Annotated in this window: 14 protein-coding genes; 1 reads left to right on the top strand and 13 read right to left on the bottom strand. The window is 66.9% G+C overall.

What is annotated here, in order from left to right; genetic code table 11:
• Positions 1-163: 163 nt before the first annotated feature.
• A complete protein-coding gene (locus QE363_RS09030; protein ID WP_309694541.1) occupies positions 164-961 on the top strand; it encodes a ThuA domain-containing protein in 798 nt (265 codons plus the stop codon).
• A 9-nt stretch (positions 962-970) separates the two neighbouring features.
• Here QE363_RS09030 and QE363_RS09025 read toward each other — a convergent pair whose 3' ends face one another.
• The 13 genes from QE363_RS09025 to tsf all read right to left on the bottom strand — a co-directional run bounded on the left by QE363_RS09025 (position 971) and on the right by tsf (position 13,603).
• Positions 971-2,404 carry an L-serine ammonia-lyase gene (locus QE363_RS09025; RefSeq protein ID WP_405053170.1) on the bottom strand — a complete coding sequence of 478 codons (1,434 nt, stop codon included), beginning with the start codon at positions 2,402-2,404 and terminating at the stop codon, positions 971-973.
• Between the two features lie 37 nt (positions 2,405-2,441).
• Positions 2,442-2,732: a PilZ domain-containing protein gene (locus QE363_RS09020; protein ID WP_309694537.1), complete on the bottom strand. Its 291-nt coding sequence runs from the start codon at positions 2,730-2,732 to the stop codon at positions 2,442-2,444.
• A 161-nt stretch (positions 2,733-2,893) separates the two neighbouring features.
• Positions 2,894-3,124: a 50S ribosomal protein L31 gene (gene rpmE / locus QE363_RS09015; RefSeq protein WP_007404343.1), complete on the bottom strand. Its 231-nt coding sequence runs from the start codon at positions 3,122-3,124 to the stop codon at positions 2,894-2,896.
• A 98-nt stretch (positions 3,125-3,222) separates the two neighbouring features.
• Positions 3,223-3,711 (bottom strand): 3-hydroxyacyl-ACP dehydratase FabZ, encoded by a 489-nt coding sequence (gene fabZ / locus QE363_RS09010; RefSeq protein WP_309694527.1) that lies wholly within the window; start codon positions 3,709-3,711, stop codon positions 3,223-3,225.
• Between the two features lie 7 nt (positions 3,712-3,718).
• Complete coding sequence (locus QE363_RS09005; RefSeq protein WP_307097995.1) at positions 3,719-4,390, bottom strand: OmpH family outer membrane protein; 672 nt, start codon at positions 4,388-4,390, stop codon at positions 3,719-3,721.
• Complete coding sequence (gene bamA, locus QE363_RS09000) at positions 4,390-7,119, bottom strand: outer membrane protein assembly factor BamA (RefSeq protein WP_307097994.1); 2,730 nt, start codon at positions 7,117-7,119, stop codon at positions 4,390-4,392. The genes QE363_RS09005 and bamA overlap by 1 nt, the downstream gene beginning before the upstream one ends.
• Positions 7,120-7,189: 70 nt before the next feature.
• On the bottom strand, positions 7,190-8,326 hold the full coding sequence (gene rseP, locus QE363_RS08995; protein ID WP_309698159.1) for an RIP metalloprotease RseP: 1,137 nt from the start codon (positions 8,324-8,326) through the stop codon (positions 7,190-7,192).
• Entirely contained in the window at positions 8,323-9,480 is a 1,158-nt protein-coding gene (dxr, locus tag QE363_RS08990; protein ID WP_309694524.1) for a 1-deoxy-D-xylulose-5-phosphate reductoisomerase, read from the bottom strand. The genes rseP and dxr overlap by 4 nt, the downstream gene beginning before the upstream one ends.
• On the bottom strand, positions 9,480-10,247 hold the full coding sequence (locus tag QE363_RS08985) for a phosphatidate cytidylyltransferase (protein ID WP_309698157.1): 768 nt from the start codon (positions 10,245-10,247) through the stop codon (positions 9,480-9,482). The genes dxr and QE363_RS08985 overlap by 1 nt, the downstream gene beginning before the upstream one ends.
• 53 nt (positions 10,248-10,300) lie before the next feature.
• Positions 10,301-10,969 (bottom strand): polyprenyl diphosphate synthase, encoded by a 669-nt coding sequence (uppS, locus tag QE363_RS08980; protein WP_373424703.1) that lies wholly within the window; start codon positions 10,967-10,969, stop codon positions 10,301-10,303.
• A gap of 89 nt (positions 10,970-11,058) precedes the next feature.
• Entirely contained in the window at positions 11,059-11,616 is a 558-nt protein-coding gene (gene frr, locus QE363_RS08975; protein WP_307097991.1) for a ribosome recycling factor, read from the bottom strand.
• A 3-nt stretch (positions 11,617-11,619) separates the two neighbouring features.
• Positions 11,620-12,345, bottom strand: coding sequence for a UMP kinase (gene pyrH, locus QE363_RS08970; protein WP_307097990.1), 726 nt, complete (start codon positions 12,343-12,345; stop codon positions 11,620-11,622).
• Between the two features lie 322 nt (positions 12,346-12,667).
• Positions 12,668-13,603, bottom strand: a complete 936-nt coding sequence (gene tsf, locus QE363_RS08965) for a translation elongation factor Ts (RefSeq protein WP_307097989.1) — start codon at positions 13,601-13,603, stop codon at positions 12,668-12,670.
• Between the last annotated feature and the right edge of the window lie 77 nt (positions 13,604-13,680).

Below are 13,680 nucleotides of genomic sequence, written 5' to 3'. Positions count from 1 at the left end.
CTCCCCTGTAAGGGGAGGTGGCAGCCCGAAGGGCTGACGGAGGGGTGTCATGGCCGATGGAGATACCCCTCCACCATGCTACGCATGGTCCCCCTCCCCTTACAGGGGAGGAAGAGGTTGCGCGCGTAACCAATCTCGGTAGCCTCTCCCAAAAGGGAGACGGATGATGCTGAAAACACTGATGATGATGGCGCTTGTCATGGCTGCGCAGGCGCCATCGGACCCGCATCTGCCCGGCCGGACCGTCGACAGCGTCGCCCCCACCCTGCCCGCAGGGTTGAAGCGCGGCGTCCTGATCGTCTCCAAGACCAATGGCTGGCGCCATATCGAGCATATCCCGCACTCCAACGCCGTGCTGGCCGGGATCGCCAAGGGGCTCGGCCGCGCCAGCTTCACCACCGAGAATGCCGCCATCTTCAACGACGACCAGCTATCGCGCTTCTCGGTGGTCGTCCTCAACAGCGCCAGCGGCGATTTCCTGAGCGCCGAGCAGCAGGCGGCCTTTGCGCGCTTCGTCGCGCGCGGTGGCGGGGTCGTGGCGCTGCACGCGGCGGGCGACGACAGCCACAAGGAGCCCTGGTATGCAGACACGATCATCGGCACGACCTTTATCGGCCATCCGGGCGGCGCGGATCACATCCAGCCCGCGCGAGTCGTCGCGGTCCGGCCGGACCATCCCGTGCTTCGCGGCGTGACGATGCCCTGGGTAGCGCGCGACGAGTGGTACAGCTTTGACAGCAATCCGGCAGCGCGCGGCATGACCGTGCTCGCGCGCGTCGACGAGGGCAGCTATCGCCCCGGCGAGCGGTTGCGCATGGGCGCGGACCATCCCGTGCTGTGGATCAACCCGCGTAGCAGGGGGCGGGTCGTCTATTCCGCGCTGGGGCATGAGCCGCAGCTCTACGACGATCCCGCCTATCGCCGCATCCTGACCAACGCGATCCGCTGGGCGGCGCGCTGACCGGGCGGGTCAGCACTCGACGACGTTGACCGCCAGTCCGCCCAGGCTGGTTTCCTTATATTGCGACTTCATGTCCTCGCCGGTCTGGCGCATCGTCTCGATCACCTGATCCAGGCTGACGATGTGCCGCCCGTCGCCGTGCAGCGCGAGATAGGCGGCGTTGATCGCCTTGATCGCGCCCATCGTGTTGCGCTCGATACACGGGATCTGGACCAGCCCGCCGATCGGGTCGCAGGTCAGCCCCAGATTATGCTCCATGCCGATCTCGGCGGCATTCTCGACCTGCGCGGGAGTGCCGCCCAGCGCCGCCGCCAGCCCCGCCGCCGCCATCGAGCAGGCGACGCCGACCTCGCCCTGGCAGCCCATTTCCGCCGCCGAGATGGAGGCCCGCTTCTTGTAGAGCATCCCCACCGCCGCCGCCGTCAGCAACAGGGTACGAACCCCGTCGCGCGTCGCACCATGGACGAAGGCCTCATAATAGCGCAGCACCGCCGGAATGACCCCGGCCGCGCCGTTGGTCGGGGCGGTCACGACCCGTCCGCCCGCCGCATTCTCCTCATTGACCGCCAGCGCCCACAGACTGACCCATTCGAACACCAGGCTGGGATCGGTGCGCGGCCCCCGGTCGAGCAGCTTCTGCTTGATCGCCTGTGCACGGCGCTGGACCTTCAGCCCGCCGGGCAGGATGCCCGTCGCGGTACAGCCGCGATCAATCGCGCCCACCATCGCGTCGCGAACCCGGTCGAGAAACGCGTCCGTCTCCGCATCCTCGCGCCACGCCGCCTCGTTGGCGCGGACGATCTGCGCGATCGACAGGCCGGTATCCCCGGTACGCTCGAGCAGTTCCGCACCGGAGGCGAAGGGATAGGCGAGTCGCCGGTTGGTCCGCGCCAGTTCGGCCCCCTCCATCCGGATCGCACCGCCGCCGATCGAATAGAAGCGCCGCACCACCGAACTGCCGTCGGACAGGAAGGCGGTGAAGACCATCCCGTTGGGATGGGCGGGCAGGAAGCCGGGGCGGAACAGCAGATCGGCCTCGGGATCGAAATCCATCGCATGCCGCCCGTCGAGCGTGATCCGCCGCGTCTCGCCGATCCGCGCGAGCAGTCCCTCGACGGCGTCGGGATCGATCGTCTCGGGCGTCTCCCCCGCCAGGCCCAGCAGGACGGCACGGTCGCTATGGTGCCCGCGCCCGGTCAGCGACAGCGATCCGAACAGCTCGGCCTGCACTCGCACCGGGATCAGCCCGGTGTCGAGCATCTCGACCGCAAAGGCCTTGGCGGCGCGCATCGGACCAACCGTGTGCGAGCTGGAGGGGCCGATACCGATCGTGAACAGCTCGGTCACGCTGACCGCGGCGACACTGTCTTCGCCACGCGGCAGCGCGGTCACGGGAGGGACTGGCAGGGTCAAGATCGTTCCATTTGTAACGAATAGCCCCATGGACTAGCCTAGCCGGTCGCCCCTGGCCACCCCGCGATCAGGCGAGCGGCGCCAGCACCTCATAGGCGTCCTGCGCCAGCGGGGTCTGGAACTGGCACCCCGCCGCGAAATCATCGGCCCAGACGATCCGCGCGATCACCTGCCCCACCTTGGGCAACCGCAGCCAGATCGTCATCCCGCTGCGCAACTCGGTATAGGTTTCCAGCCGGGCGCCGTGGGTCGAAATGTCGAGGACACGGCACAGCGCGCGGGCCAGGCCGTCGCCCTCATAATCGGCCTCCACCTTCACCTCCGTCCGCTTCGAGCGACGGCGGGCCGGAATTTTCATGGGCTCGAATTCGGCGGCGAACATGCAGGCAATGCTAAAGCGAGGTGGTAAATACATCGCAAACGATTTGCCCGCCGCGCGCGGCGGATACAAAAAACCCGGCCCCTCCGCATGGAGGCACCGGGTCCTTTGCGATAGCGCAGCCCCGCAGGGCCAGGCCATTACTTGCGGAGCGTGAGACCGCCACCGAAGCGCTTGTTGAAGCGCGCGACCTGACCGCCGGTGTCCAGCATCTGGCCACGGCCGCCGGTCCAGGCCGGGTGCGCCAGCGGATCGATGTCGAGCTGCATCGTGTCGCCTTCCTTGCCCCAGGTGGAGCGGGTTTCGAACACGGTGCCGTCGGTCATCTGGACCTTGATCATGTGATAGTCGGGGTGCGTATCGGTCTTCATGATATTGCTCCGGAAAATGGCTGGTTCCGACCAGCCTTAAAGCTCAAGGCGCGGCCCATAGCGGACCGCGCCCCGATAGTCAAAAGCGACGTGAGCCCTTACGCCTCGGCGGGCGGATCGGCGATCATCGCGGTGAAATTGGCCTCCGCCACGGCGACGCCGTCGATCTTGGCGACACCCGCGAACTTGCACACGCGGGTCCGCTTCGACACGAACTCCACTTCCAGATGGAGGAGGACGCCGGGTTCCACGGGCTTGCGGAACTTCACGCCGTCGATCGACATGAAGTAGACGAGCTTGCCCGAATTGGCGAGGCCCAGGCTTTCCACGCCCAGGACACCGGCGGCCTGCGCCAGCGCCTCGACGATCAGCACGCCCGGCATGATCGGACGGCCGGGATAATGGCCCTGGAAAAACGCCTCGTTGATCGTCACCGCCTTCACCGCGCGGATCGACGTGTCGAGGACCAGTTCCTCGACACGATCGACCAGCAACATCGGGTAACGGTGCGGGATCGCCGCCATGACCCGCGTGACGTCTAGCGGGCCGATGACGGTCTTCGCCTCGTCGTTCACAACGTCGCTCACGAAGCGATTACCGGCCGCTGTTCTGGCGACGCGCAGGCGCCGGAGCCGGGGTGGCGGCCGGTGCGGCGGCGGGGGCGGCGCCCTGCTGGCCACCCTGCTGACCGGGCTGCCAGCCCGCCGGCGGGGTGATGCTGACGGTCGGGACCAGCTTGTCCAGCTCGGCGGTCACCGCCGAGGTGATGTCGGCGGTCGGCTGCATGAACAGCACCGCCTGCGGGCTGACCAGCAGGCTGACATTCTTGGCGCGGACGGCGTTCTGCACCGCTTCGCCCAGCTTGGCCTGGAGCTGCTCGACGGCATAGGTCTGCGCGCGGACGGCGGGCTGGGTCAGGCGGGCCAGTTCCTGCTCGGCGGCCTGCTGCTTGGTCTGGATCGCCTGCGCCTGGGTGCGCAGCGCCGCCTCGTTGGCGTTGGGGGCCGAACGCGCGGTCTGGAACGCCTGGACCAGCGGGTTCAGTTCGGCGGCGAGCGCGGTGCGGCGGGTCTCGGCCTGGTCGAGCTGCGCCTTGTAGGTCGTCTCGATCTGCTGGCGGGCGGTCGCCCAGGCGCGCGAACCGGCGATCGCACCCTGCGGATCGGCCACGGCGACGCCGTTCACCTGCGCACTCGCGGTCGTCGCGACGGTCGCGGCCGGGGCCACCAGGGCCGCCGCGAGGAGGAGCTTGGAAATCGTCTTCATCAGAACTGCGTCCCTACGTTGAAAGTGATGAGCTTGGGGTCGTCGCCCGGCTGCGTGACCAATGCCTTGGCCAGGTCGATGCGCAGCGGTCCAAATGGTGAATTCCAGTTCACGCCGATGCCGATCGACACGCGCGGACGCCAGGTGCCGCCGTAGAACTGCTCTTCGGCATAGTTGGTATTCTGCGCGATGGTGTTGGTGCTGGTGCCCGAGCAGGTACCGCCCGACGTCGCCGAGAAGCCGACCGAGCAGGTGGTGAACTGCCCCGCATTGTCCGACCCGGTCGGCACGACGTACAGCTGCCGCCCCTGCCCGTCCTTGAGCAGCGAGGGGGCGAGCGTCTTCGACCCGTCCTTGTTGAACAGCAGATTGCCGTTGGCGTCGCGCGCCTGCGGGAAGTCGAGCGACGGCAGCGGGCGGGTGATGCCCCACAGGCTGCCCGCCTGGACATAGATGCTGGGCCGCAGACCCATTTCGCGCGCACCCGAGCCCAGCGGAATCTCGAGCTCGGCGCGCGTCAGATAATAAGCGCGGCCGCCCAGCGCGTCGTCGACGATCTGGTCGCGATCGGTCTGACGCGACTGCGATCCATCCGTGCCGATGACATAGGGCACGCGCAGCACGCGCGGACCGACGCCGCGAATGTCGAAGCCACGGAACTGCGGCTCGCCCAGATAGAAGCGGTCAACGATACGCACCGGGTCGATGCCGGGACCGCGGCTGTCCTCCAGCGAGTGGATATAGCCGCCCTCGCCCAGGACCGAGAAGACGAAGCCCTTGCCCAGACCCCAGAACTTGGCGCCTTCGCCACGGGTGCGGATATATTTCACGTCGCCGCCCAGACCGGCAAAGTCCTGGCTGAACGAGAAACGCTGACCCGCGGTCGGACGCAGACGGCTGTTCAGGCTGTCATAGATCAGCGAATAGCCGACCGACGAGGTCCAGCGATTGCCGATCGCGTCGCAGAGATAACGGCCCGCCGTCTGGAAGTTACAGCTGCCATCGGCGTTGAAGAAGGACGAGGCCAGGCCGACCTCGTCATAGGTCAGGCCATAGCGACCCGACAGCGACCAATATTCGGTCAGCGGCACGCCCGCGCGCACCTGGAAGCCGGTCGACACCTGGCTATAGGTCGTCTGGCGGGTGGTGCCCAGATAGTTGAACGAGTTATAGTCGCGACGGAACACGTCGACGCCCAGCGCGACGTTCTTGTCGAACACATAAGGCTCGGTGAAGCCCAGCTCGATCGACTTGGAATAGGCCGAATAATTCACGCCCGCGCGCAGTTCCTGGCCCTTGCCGCGGAAATTGCGCTGGGTGATGTTCGCCTGGATGATGAAGCGTTCCAGCGACGAATAGCCCGCCGACAGCTGGAGCGAGCCAGTGGACTGTTCTTCCGTGTTGGTTTCGAGGACGATGCGGTCGGGGGTCGAGCCGGGGTTCTGCTTGACCTCCAGCTTCTCCTGGAAATAGCCGAGCGAGTTGATGCGATCCTGGCTGCGGCGGACCTGGAAGCTGTTGAACGCATCGCCCTCGGCCACGCGGAACTCGCGGCGGACGACCTTGTCCTGGGTCTGCGTGTTGCCGTTGATGTCGATCCGCTCGATATAGGTCCGCTTCGCCTCGGCGATGTTGAACGTGATCGACATGGTCAGCGTGTCCTTGTCACGCTGGAACTCGGGGTTCACGTCGGTGAAGGCATAGCCGAACAGGCCCGCCGTCTGGCTGAGGCTGTCGATCGAATCCTCGATCAGCTTGGCATTGTACCAGTCGCCCTTCTTCATCGGCAGCGACTGGGCAAGCTTCTCATTGTCGAAGTCGCGGATCTGGCTGTCGACCTTGACGTCGCCGAACTTGTAGCGCGGGCCTTCCTCCACCACATAGGTGATGATGAAGTCCTTCTTGTCCGGGGTCAGCTCGGCCACCGCGCTGGTCACGCGGAAATCGGCATAGCCGTTGGACAGGTAGAAGGCGCGCAGCTTCTGCTGGTCGGCGGCCAGGCGATCCTGGTCGTAGCTGGTGGCCGAGGACAGGAAGCGGAACCAGCGCGACTGCTTGGTGTACATCGCACCGCGCAGCTCATCGTCGGAGAATTTTTCGTTGCCGATGATGTTGATCTGGCGGACCTTGGACTTGGGGCCCTCGCTGATCTCGAACACCACATCGACGCGGTTCTGGTCCAGATTGACCATCTTGGGATCGACCACCGCGCCGAACCGGCCCTGGCGGCGGTACAGCTCGACGATCCGCGCCACGTCCTGGCGGACGGCGGTGCGGGTGAAGATCTGCCGCGGCGCGAGCTTAATCTCCTTCTTGATCTTGTCTTCCTTCAGGCGCTTGTTGCCCTCCAGAATGACCCGGTTGATGATCGGGTTCTCGCGCACGCGCAGCACGATGTCGCCGCTCTCGACGCCCGAGATCGAATAGTCGGCGAACAGCTCGGACGCCTGGAGATCCTTCAGCGCCTGGTCGAGCGTCTCGGCCGAATAGGGAATGCCCACGCGCAGCTTGGTATAGGACAGAACCGTCTCCGGCTCGATCCGCTGCGCGCCCTCGACCCGCAGCGTCTTGATGATCCGCTGCGGCGCGGGCGTCGCGGCGGGTGCCGCCGCCTGTGTCGTCGTCCCGGCGGGCGTCGCGGGCGCGACCTGCGCCATGACGGGGACGCCCGACAGCATCGTGCCCGCCAGCAATAAGGCGCCTGCGCGCACAGTCTTGATACCCGTCATTGCTGTCACCAAACCCACCCCAGAAAAGTCGAACCGACCCCTGTCGTCCTCGCGCCCTGCCCCATCGGCGTCAGCCGATCAAGCCAGCGATATTTTTCCAAAGCCCCAAATTGCCCAGATCGTTGAACGTCACGAAGAGCATCAGGGCCAGGATCGCCACCAAACCGCCACGGAATGCCCATTCCTGGGCCGCCGGCTCCAGGGGGCGACGTCGCACCGCTTCGATCGCATAGAAGAGAAGATGACCGCCATCCAGCATCGGCACTGGCAAGAGGTTGATGAACCCCAGATTGATGGACACCAGCGCCACGAAGAAAACAAAGGCGTCGAGGCCCAGCGCCATTTGCTCGCCCGACACCTTGGCGATCGACACCGGCCCGCCCAGTTCCTTGACCGAGCGGCGGCCGGAAATCACCTGTCCCAGCGTCTCGACCATCATGCGGACGATTTCGCCGGTGCGCTTTACCGCCACCACGGGGGCGCGGAGAAGACCGACCGGGCGGACATCGACCGTGCCGGTGCCGCGCACGCCCAGGCGGCCGATGCGATAGCGGTTGCCGAAGCGATCGCGCTGCTCGTCGGTGCCGACGGTGACGTCGGTCGTGAACGGCACGCCGCTGCGCGTCGCCTCGATCGTCACCCGCTGTCCGGCGCGGATCTGCACATAGCGCGCGATATCGGCGAAATCGGTGACGGTGCGCCCGTCGATCGCCGTCACCCGGTCGCCGGGGCGCAGCGCCGAAGAGGCGGCGGCGCTTCCCGTCACGACCTCGCCCACCACCGGCGGGATCACCGCCTCGCCATAGGCACAGGCAAAGCCTGCCAGGATCAGGATCGCCGCGACGAAATTGATCGCGGGGCCCGCCGCGACGATGATCGCGCGTTGCCATACCGGCTTGGCCTGAAACGTCCGTGCGCGCTCCTCGGGCGGGAGCGAGAGCCAGGCCGCGTCGGGCTGGCTGGCGGGGTTCATGTCGCCGGCGAACTTCACATAGCCGCCCAGCGGCAGCCACCCAATCTTCCACCGCGTACCACGCCGGTCGGTCAGCCCGAACACCTCATGCCCGAAGCCGATCGCGAAGGTTTCCGCCTTCACCCCGAACCAGCGCCCGGCGAGGTAATGGCCCATCTCGTGCACGAACACGAGCGGACCGATGGCGAGAACAAAGGCCAGGATGGTCAACAACAGGCCGGGGGTTTCGATCAAACGACGCAATCCTCAACGCGCTCGCCCGCCAGCTCCCGCGTCTCCGCATCGATCGCGATCACCGCGTCGAGCGTTTCCGGCGGGGCCGGGTCGTAGCGATGGAGAATATCCTCAACGATTGCGGCAATTTCGAGGAAGCCGATGCGACGTGCGAGAAAAGCCGCAACCGCGACCTCATTGGCCGCGTTCAGAATAGCCGGGGCCGCCCCACCCGCCTCCAGCGCGGCACGCGCCAGTCGCAGCGCGGGAAAGCGCACCGGGTCGGGCGCGGCGAAGTCCATCCGGCCCAGCGCGACCAGGTCGAGCGGCGCCATCGGCGTCGGCATCCGGTCCGGCCAGGCCAGGCAGTGCGCGATCGGCACCCGCATGTCGGACGGCCCCAGCTGCGCCAGCATCGAGCCGTCGACATAATCGACCGCCGAATGGATCACCGATTGGGGATGCAACACGATCTCGATCCGGTCGGAGGGCACCGGGAACAGCCGGGCCGCCTCGATCAGCTCCAGCCCCTTGTTCATCATCGTCGCCGAATCGACCGAGATCTTCGCGCCCATCGACCAGTTGGGATGCGCCACCGCCTGTTCGGGGGTGACCTGACGCATGGCGTCGGTGGTCCAGGTCCGGAACGGGCCGCCGCTGGCGGTCAGGACGATCCGACGCACCCGCTCGGGCCGCGCGAAGTCGAAACATTGGTAGATGGCGTTGTGTTCGCTGTCGGCGGGCAGCAGCGTCGCCCCCGCCTTCGCGGCCGCCGCCAGCACCACCTCACCTGCCGAGACGAGCGGCTCCTTGTTGGCCAGCACCACCGTGCCGCCCTGGGCGATCGCGGCCATGGCGGGCTCCAGCCCGGCGCACCCGACGATTGCCCCCATCGTCCAGTCCGCGCCGCTCGCCGCCGCCTCGATCACCGCCGCGCGGCCGCCCGCCACCCGTGTCCCGGTCCCCGCCAGCGCCTCGCGCAGATCGGGCAGGCAGCGTTCGTCGGCGACCACCGCCAACTCGGCATGGGTCCGCTTCGCCGCCGCGGCCAGCTTGGCGACATCGGCATTGGCGGTCAGCGCGCGGACGCGGTAACGATCGGGCTCTCGCTCGATCAGGTCCAGCGTCGAGGTGCCGACCGAGCCGGTCGCGCCGAGAATGGTCACGCTTCGCATCAGAACAGGTCCGGCAGAAAGATCAGGAGAGCCGCGATCGGGGCCACGGGCACGATGCCGTCGAGCCGGTCCATGACGCCGCCATGGCCGGGCAGGACATTGCCGCTGTCCTTCACCCCCGCCCGCCGCTTCAGCCCGCTTTCGAACAGGTCGCCAATCTGCGCCAGCACCGCCAGCACCGGGGTCGCGATGACGAGGTGCAAAGGCAGGCCATGATAGGCGCGCATCAGCACCGCCAGCAGCGTCGCCGCCGCCACGCCGCCGATCAGCCCCGACCAAGTCTTGGCCGGGCTGATGCTCGGCGCGAGCTTGGGTCCGCCAAACTGCCGCCCGACGAAGAACGCCCCGCTGTCGCAGGCCCAGACCAGCGCCATCGTCCACAGCGACAGCGCCAGTCCGTCGTCATGCAGACGGATCGCCAGCAGCGAGAAGACCGGCAGCCCGACATAGAAGGCACCGGCCCCGAATGCGGGTCGCCGCGACACGATGGTCAGGAAGAAAAAGGTCGCCGCGATCAGGCCCAGCGCGAAAAAGCCCGGCCCCGCCGCCAGGCCCGGCGCCATGATCGCCAGCGGCACCGACAGCGCGAACTGGGCCAGTCGCTTTTGCTTGGCATCGACCTTCAACAGGTCGGACCATTCGGCCATCATGAACAAGCCGACGACCACCGCCAGCAGCCAGAAGGCCAGATCGCCCAGCGCCAGGCACAGGCTGGCCACCGCGATCATCACGATGCTGGCCAACACCCGCTTGGTCAGGTTGGACATGGGCTTGGCGGCGGGCTCGACCGGCCTTGCCGCGGGTTCGGAATCGCGATCGATCACAGGCCGCCGAAACGCCTGTGCCGTTGTCCGAAGGCCGCCACCGCATCGGCCAGCGCGGCCTCGTCGAAATCGGGCCAGAGCGTATCGACGAACATCAGCTCGGCATAGGCGGCCTGCCACAACAGGAAGTTGGACAGCCGCTGTTCGCCCGAGGTGCGGATGACCAGGTCGAGCGGCGGCAGGCCGTTCGTCTGCAACTCGCCCTCGATCGCCTCCGGCGTGATGGCGTCGGCAGTCATCTCGCCCGCCGCGACCTTCATCGCCAGCCGCTTCGTCGCTTCGACCAGTTCGGCCTGCGCGCCATAGTTCAGCGCGATGGCCAGGACCGGCCCGCTATTGACCGAGGTCCGGGCAATGGCGTCGTCGATCATCGCGACCAGATCGGGCGCGAAGCGGCGATAGTCGCCGATCACGCGCAGCCGGACATTGTCCGACACCAGCTCCGCCAGATCCTTGCGCAGGAAGATGCGGAGCAGCCCCATCAGGTCGCTGATCTCGGTTTCGGGCCGCCGCCAGTTTTCCGAGGAAAAGGCGTAGAGCGTCAGCGCCTCGATCCCCATCGCCCGCGCCGCGCGCGCGATCCGGCGCACGGCATCCACCCCGGCCTTGTGACCGGCGAAGCGGGGCAGCAGACGGCGTTTGGCCCAGCGGCCATTGCCGTCCATGATGATCGCGACGTGACGCGGGACCGCACCCGTATCGGGCACGGCCACCAGCGACCCCAGAGCCGTCTGGGCCGAGGCGGCCGGAGGACTCACTTGCCCAGGATTTCCTTTTCCTTGGCCGCCGCCGCAGCATCCAGCTCGGCAACGGTGGCGTCGGTCAGCTTCTGGACCTCGGTCTCGTGACGCTTGCGCTCGTCCTCGCCGAAGACGCCCTTCTTCTCGTCGGTCTTCAGGCTGTCCATGCCGTCGCGACGCACGTTGCGCACCGCGATGCGCGCGCCCTCGGCATATTTGTTCGCCAGCTTGGCGAGCTCCTTGCGGCGCTCCTCGGTCAGGTCGGGGATCGGCAGGCGCAGAGTCTGGCCGTCATTGATCGGGTTCAGGCCCAGACCCGCCGAGCGGATCGCCTTTTCGACCGACGACACGTTCGACTTGTCCCACACCTGCACCGACAGCATGCGCGGCTCGGGCGCCGAGACGGTCGCGACCTGGTTCAGCGGCATATGGCTGCCATAGACCTCGACCGTCACCGGATCGAGCAAGGCGGTCGACGCGCGACCGGTGCGCAGACCGTTCAGGTCGTGCTTCAGCGATTCGACCGCGCCCTGCATACGGCGCTCGAGATCGGACTTGTCATAGGCTGGCATGGGTTAAGCTCCTGCGTTCTGAACGACCGTCGACACACCCTGACCGGCGAGCACGGCACCGAAATTGCCATGTTCGCGGATGTTGAAGACGACGATCGGGATATTGTTGTCGCGGCACAGCGCGATGGCCGAGGCGTCCATGACCTTCAGGTCGTCGGACAGAACCTTGGAATAGCTGACGGTTTCGTAACGGGTGGCGGTCGGCACCTTCTTGGGATCGGCGTCATAGACGCCGTCGACGCTGGTGCCCTTGAACAGCGCGTCGCACTTCATCTCGGCGGCGCGCAGCGCGGCACCGCTGTCGGTGGTGAAGAAGGGCGATCCGACGCCCGCCGCGAAGATCACCACCCGGCCCTTTTCCAGATGCCGCTCGGCGCGACGACGGATGAAGGGTTCGCAGACGCTGGCCATCGGAATGGCCGACTGGACGCGCGTGTCGACGCCGATCTGCTCCAGCGCGTTCTGCACCGCCAGCGCGTTCATGACGGTCGCCAGCATGCCCATATAGTCCGCAGTCGCGCGCTCGAACCCCTTGGCCGCCGCCGACAGGCCGCGGAAGATGTTGCCGCCACCGACCACGATGCACAGTTCATAACCCTGCGCGCGGACGTCGGCGATCTCCTGCGCCACGCGCGCGGTGATCTCGGGGGAGATGGACAGCCCCCCCTCGCCCATCAGCACCTCGCCCGAGAGTTTCAATAGGATACGTTTGAAGCGCGGGCTGGTCATCGTTTCTCGGATCTTGATGGTGAAAGTGCCGCGGACCTTAGGCGGCGGGCGGGCGGCGGGCAACCGTGGAGCGGCGGATCGCGGGGATTTTCGTGGGCCTGTCGTGTCTCACAAAAGCGACTCGGCATTTCGCACCCCGCCCCGTTCAGGCGGCGCGACGTCGAAGCCCATGGGACTTCGCCGACCCCGCGCCCTTCGATTTCGCCCAGGGCGAACGAAGCCTCGGGAGCGATCGCCTTCCCTCAAACGCAAAGGGAGCGACCACCTCGCGGCGACCGCTCCCCTTTACCGTCACCGTCCCATCGAGGGACGGCGCGGATCGTTACGCCTTCTGCGGAACGCCCGAGGCCGCGGCGACTTCGGCGGCGAAGTCCGACGCTTCCTTCTCGATGCCCTCGCCCAGCTGGAAGCGGACATAGTCCACCAGCTTGATCTCAGCACCGGCGTCCTTGGCGGCCTTGGCCACCACGTCGCTGATCTTGGTCTTGCCGTCCATCACGAACAGCTGGCTGACCAGCGCGTGCTCCTTGCGGTACTTGGCGATGCCGCCTTCGACCATCTTGGCGATGATGTCGGCGGGCTTGCCCGATTCGGCGGCCTTTTCGGTCGCGATCGCGCGCTCACGCTCGATCTCGGCCTCGTCCAGGTCTTCCTCGTTCAGCGCCTTGGGGAAGGCGGCCGCGACGTGCATGGCCAGGTCCTTGCCCAGCTTCTGCAGGACCTCGTCCGACGCGTCCGATTCGAGCGCGACGAGCACGCCGATCTTGCCCAGGCCCGGCGCCTGCTGGTTGTGGACATAGGACACGACCGCGCCCTTCGACACTTCGAGGCGCTTGGCGCGACGCAGCGACTGGTTCTCACCGATCGTCGCGACGTTGTTGGTCAGCACTTCGGCGACGGTGCCGCCCTGCGGCATCGCTTCATTCTTCAGCGCCTCGACATCGTCGGTCGACTTCAGCGCGATCGCGGTGACGTCCTTCACGAATGACTGGAACTGGTCGTTCTTGGCGACGAAGTCGGTTTCCGAGTTCACTTCGACGGCCGCGCCGACGGTGCCGCTGGTGGCGACGCCGACCAAGCCCTCGGCTGCGGTGCGGCTCGACTTCTTCTGCGCGGCCGCCAGGCCCTTCGTGCGCAGCCAGTCCAGCGCGGCGTCCATGTCGCCATTCGCCTCGGCCAGCGCCTTCTTGCAGTCCATCATGCCCGCGCCGCTCTTTTCGCGCAGGTCCTTGACCATCGCTGCGGTGATATCGGCCATTGTCTGATTTCCTCTGTCTGAAAAGGGGGATGCGGGTAGGGCCGCCCCATCGGAGGCGGCCCTTAGCACGGCTTGCA

It is taken from the genome of Sphingomonas sp. SORGH_AS_0870 (assembly GCF_031453175.1).
Taxonomy (GTDB): Bacteria; Pseudomonadota; Alphaproteobacteria; order Sphingomonadales; family Sphingomonadaceae; genus Sphingomonas.
The sequence above is the reverse complement of the archived record's forward strand: the minus strand, read 5'-3'. Positions and strand labels throughout refer to the sequence as shown.

Bases quoted from the DNA above. Each gene is read 5' to 3' on its own strand.
- QE363_RS09020 (WP_309694537.1), bottom strand. From the start codon at position 2,732: ATGAAAATTCCGGCCCGCCGTCGCTCGAAGCGGACGGAGGTGAAGGTG.
- bamA (WP_307097994.1), bottom strand. From the start codon at position 7,119: ATGACGGGTATCAAGACTGTGCGCGCAGGCGCCTTATTGCTGGCGGGC.
- dxr (WP_309694524.1), bottom strand. From the start codon at position 9,480: ATGCGAAGCGTGACCATTCTCGGCGCGACCGGCTCGGTCGGCACCTCG.
- QE363_RS08985 (WP_309698157.1), bottom strand. From the start codon at position 10,247: ATGTCCAACCTGACCAAGCGGGTGTTGGCCAGCATCGTGATGATCGCG.
- frr (WP_307097991.1), bottom strand. From the start codon at position 11,616: ATGCCAGCCTATGACAAGTCCGATCTCGAGCGCCGTATGCAGGGCGCG.
- tsf (WP_307097989.1), bottom strand. From the start codon at position 13,603: ATGGCCGATATCACCGCAGCGATGGTCAAGGACCTGCGCGAAAAGAGC.
- QE363_RS09005 (WP_307097995.1), bottom strand. From the start codon at position 4,390: ATGAAGACGATTTCCAAGCTCCTCCTCGCGGCGGCCCTGGTGGCCCCG.
- rpmE (WP_007404343.1), bottom strand. From the start codon at position 3,124: ATGAAGACCGATACGCACCCCGACTATCACATGATCAAGGTCCAGATG.
- QE363_RS09030 (WP_309694541.1), top strand. From the start codon at position 164: ATGATGCTGAAAACACTGATGATGATGGCGCTTGTCATGGCTGCGCAG.
- uppS (WP_373424703.1), bottom strand. From the start codon at position 10,969: ATGGACGGCAATGGCCGCTGGGCCAAACGCCGTCTGCTGCCCCGCTTC.
- QE363_RS09025 (WP_405053170.1), bottom strand. From the start codon at position 2,404: ATGGGGCTATTCGTTACAAATGGAACGATCTTGACCCTGCCAGTCCCT.
- pyrH (WP_307097990.1), bottom strand. From the start codon at position 12,345: ATGACCAGCCCGCGCTTCAAACGTATCCTATTGAAACTCTCGGGCGAG.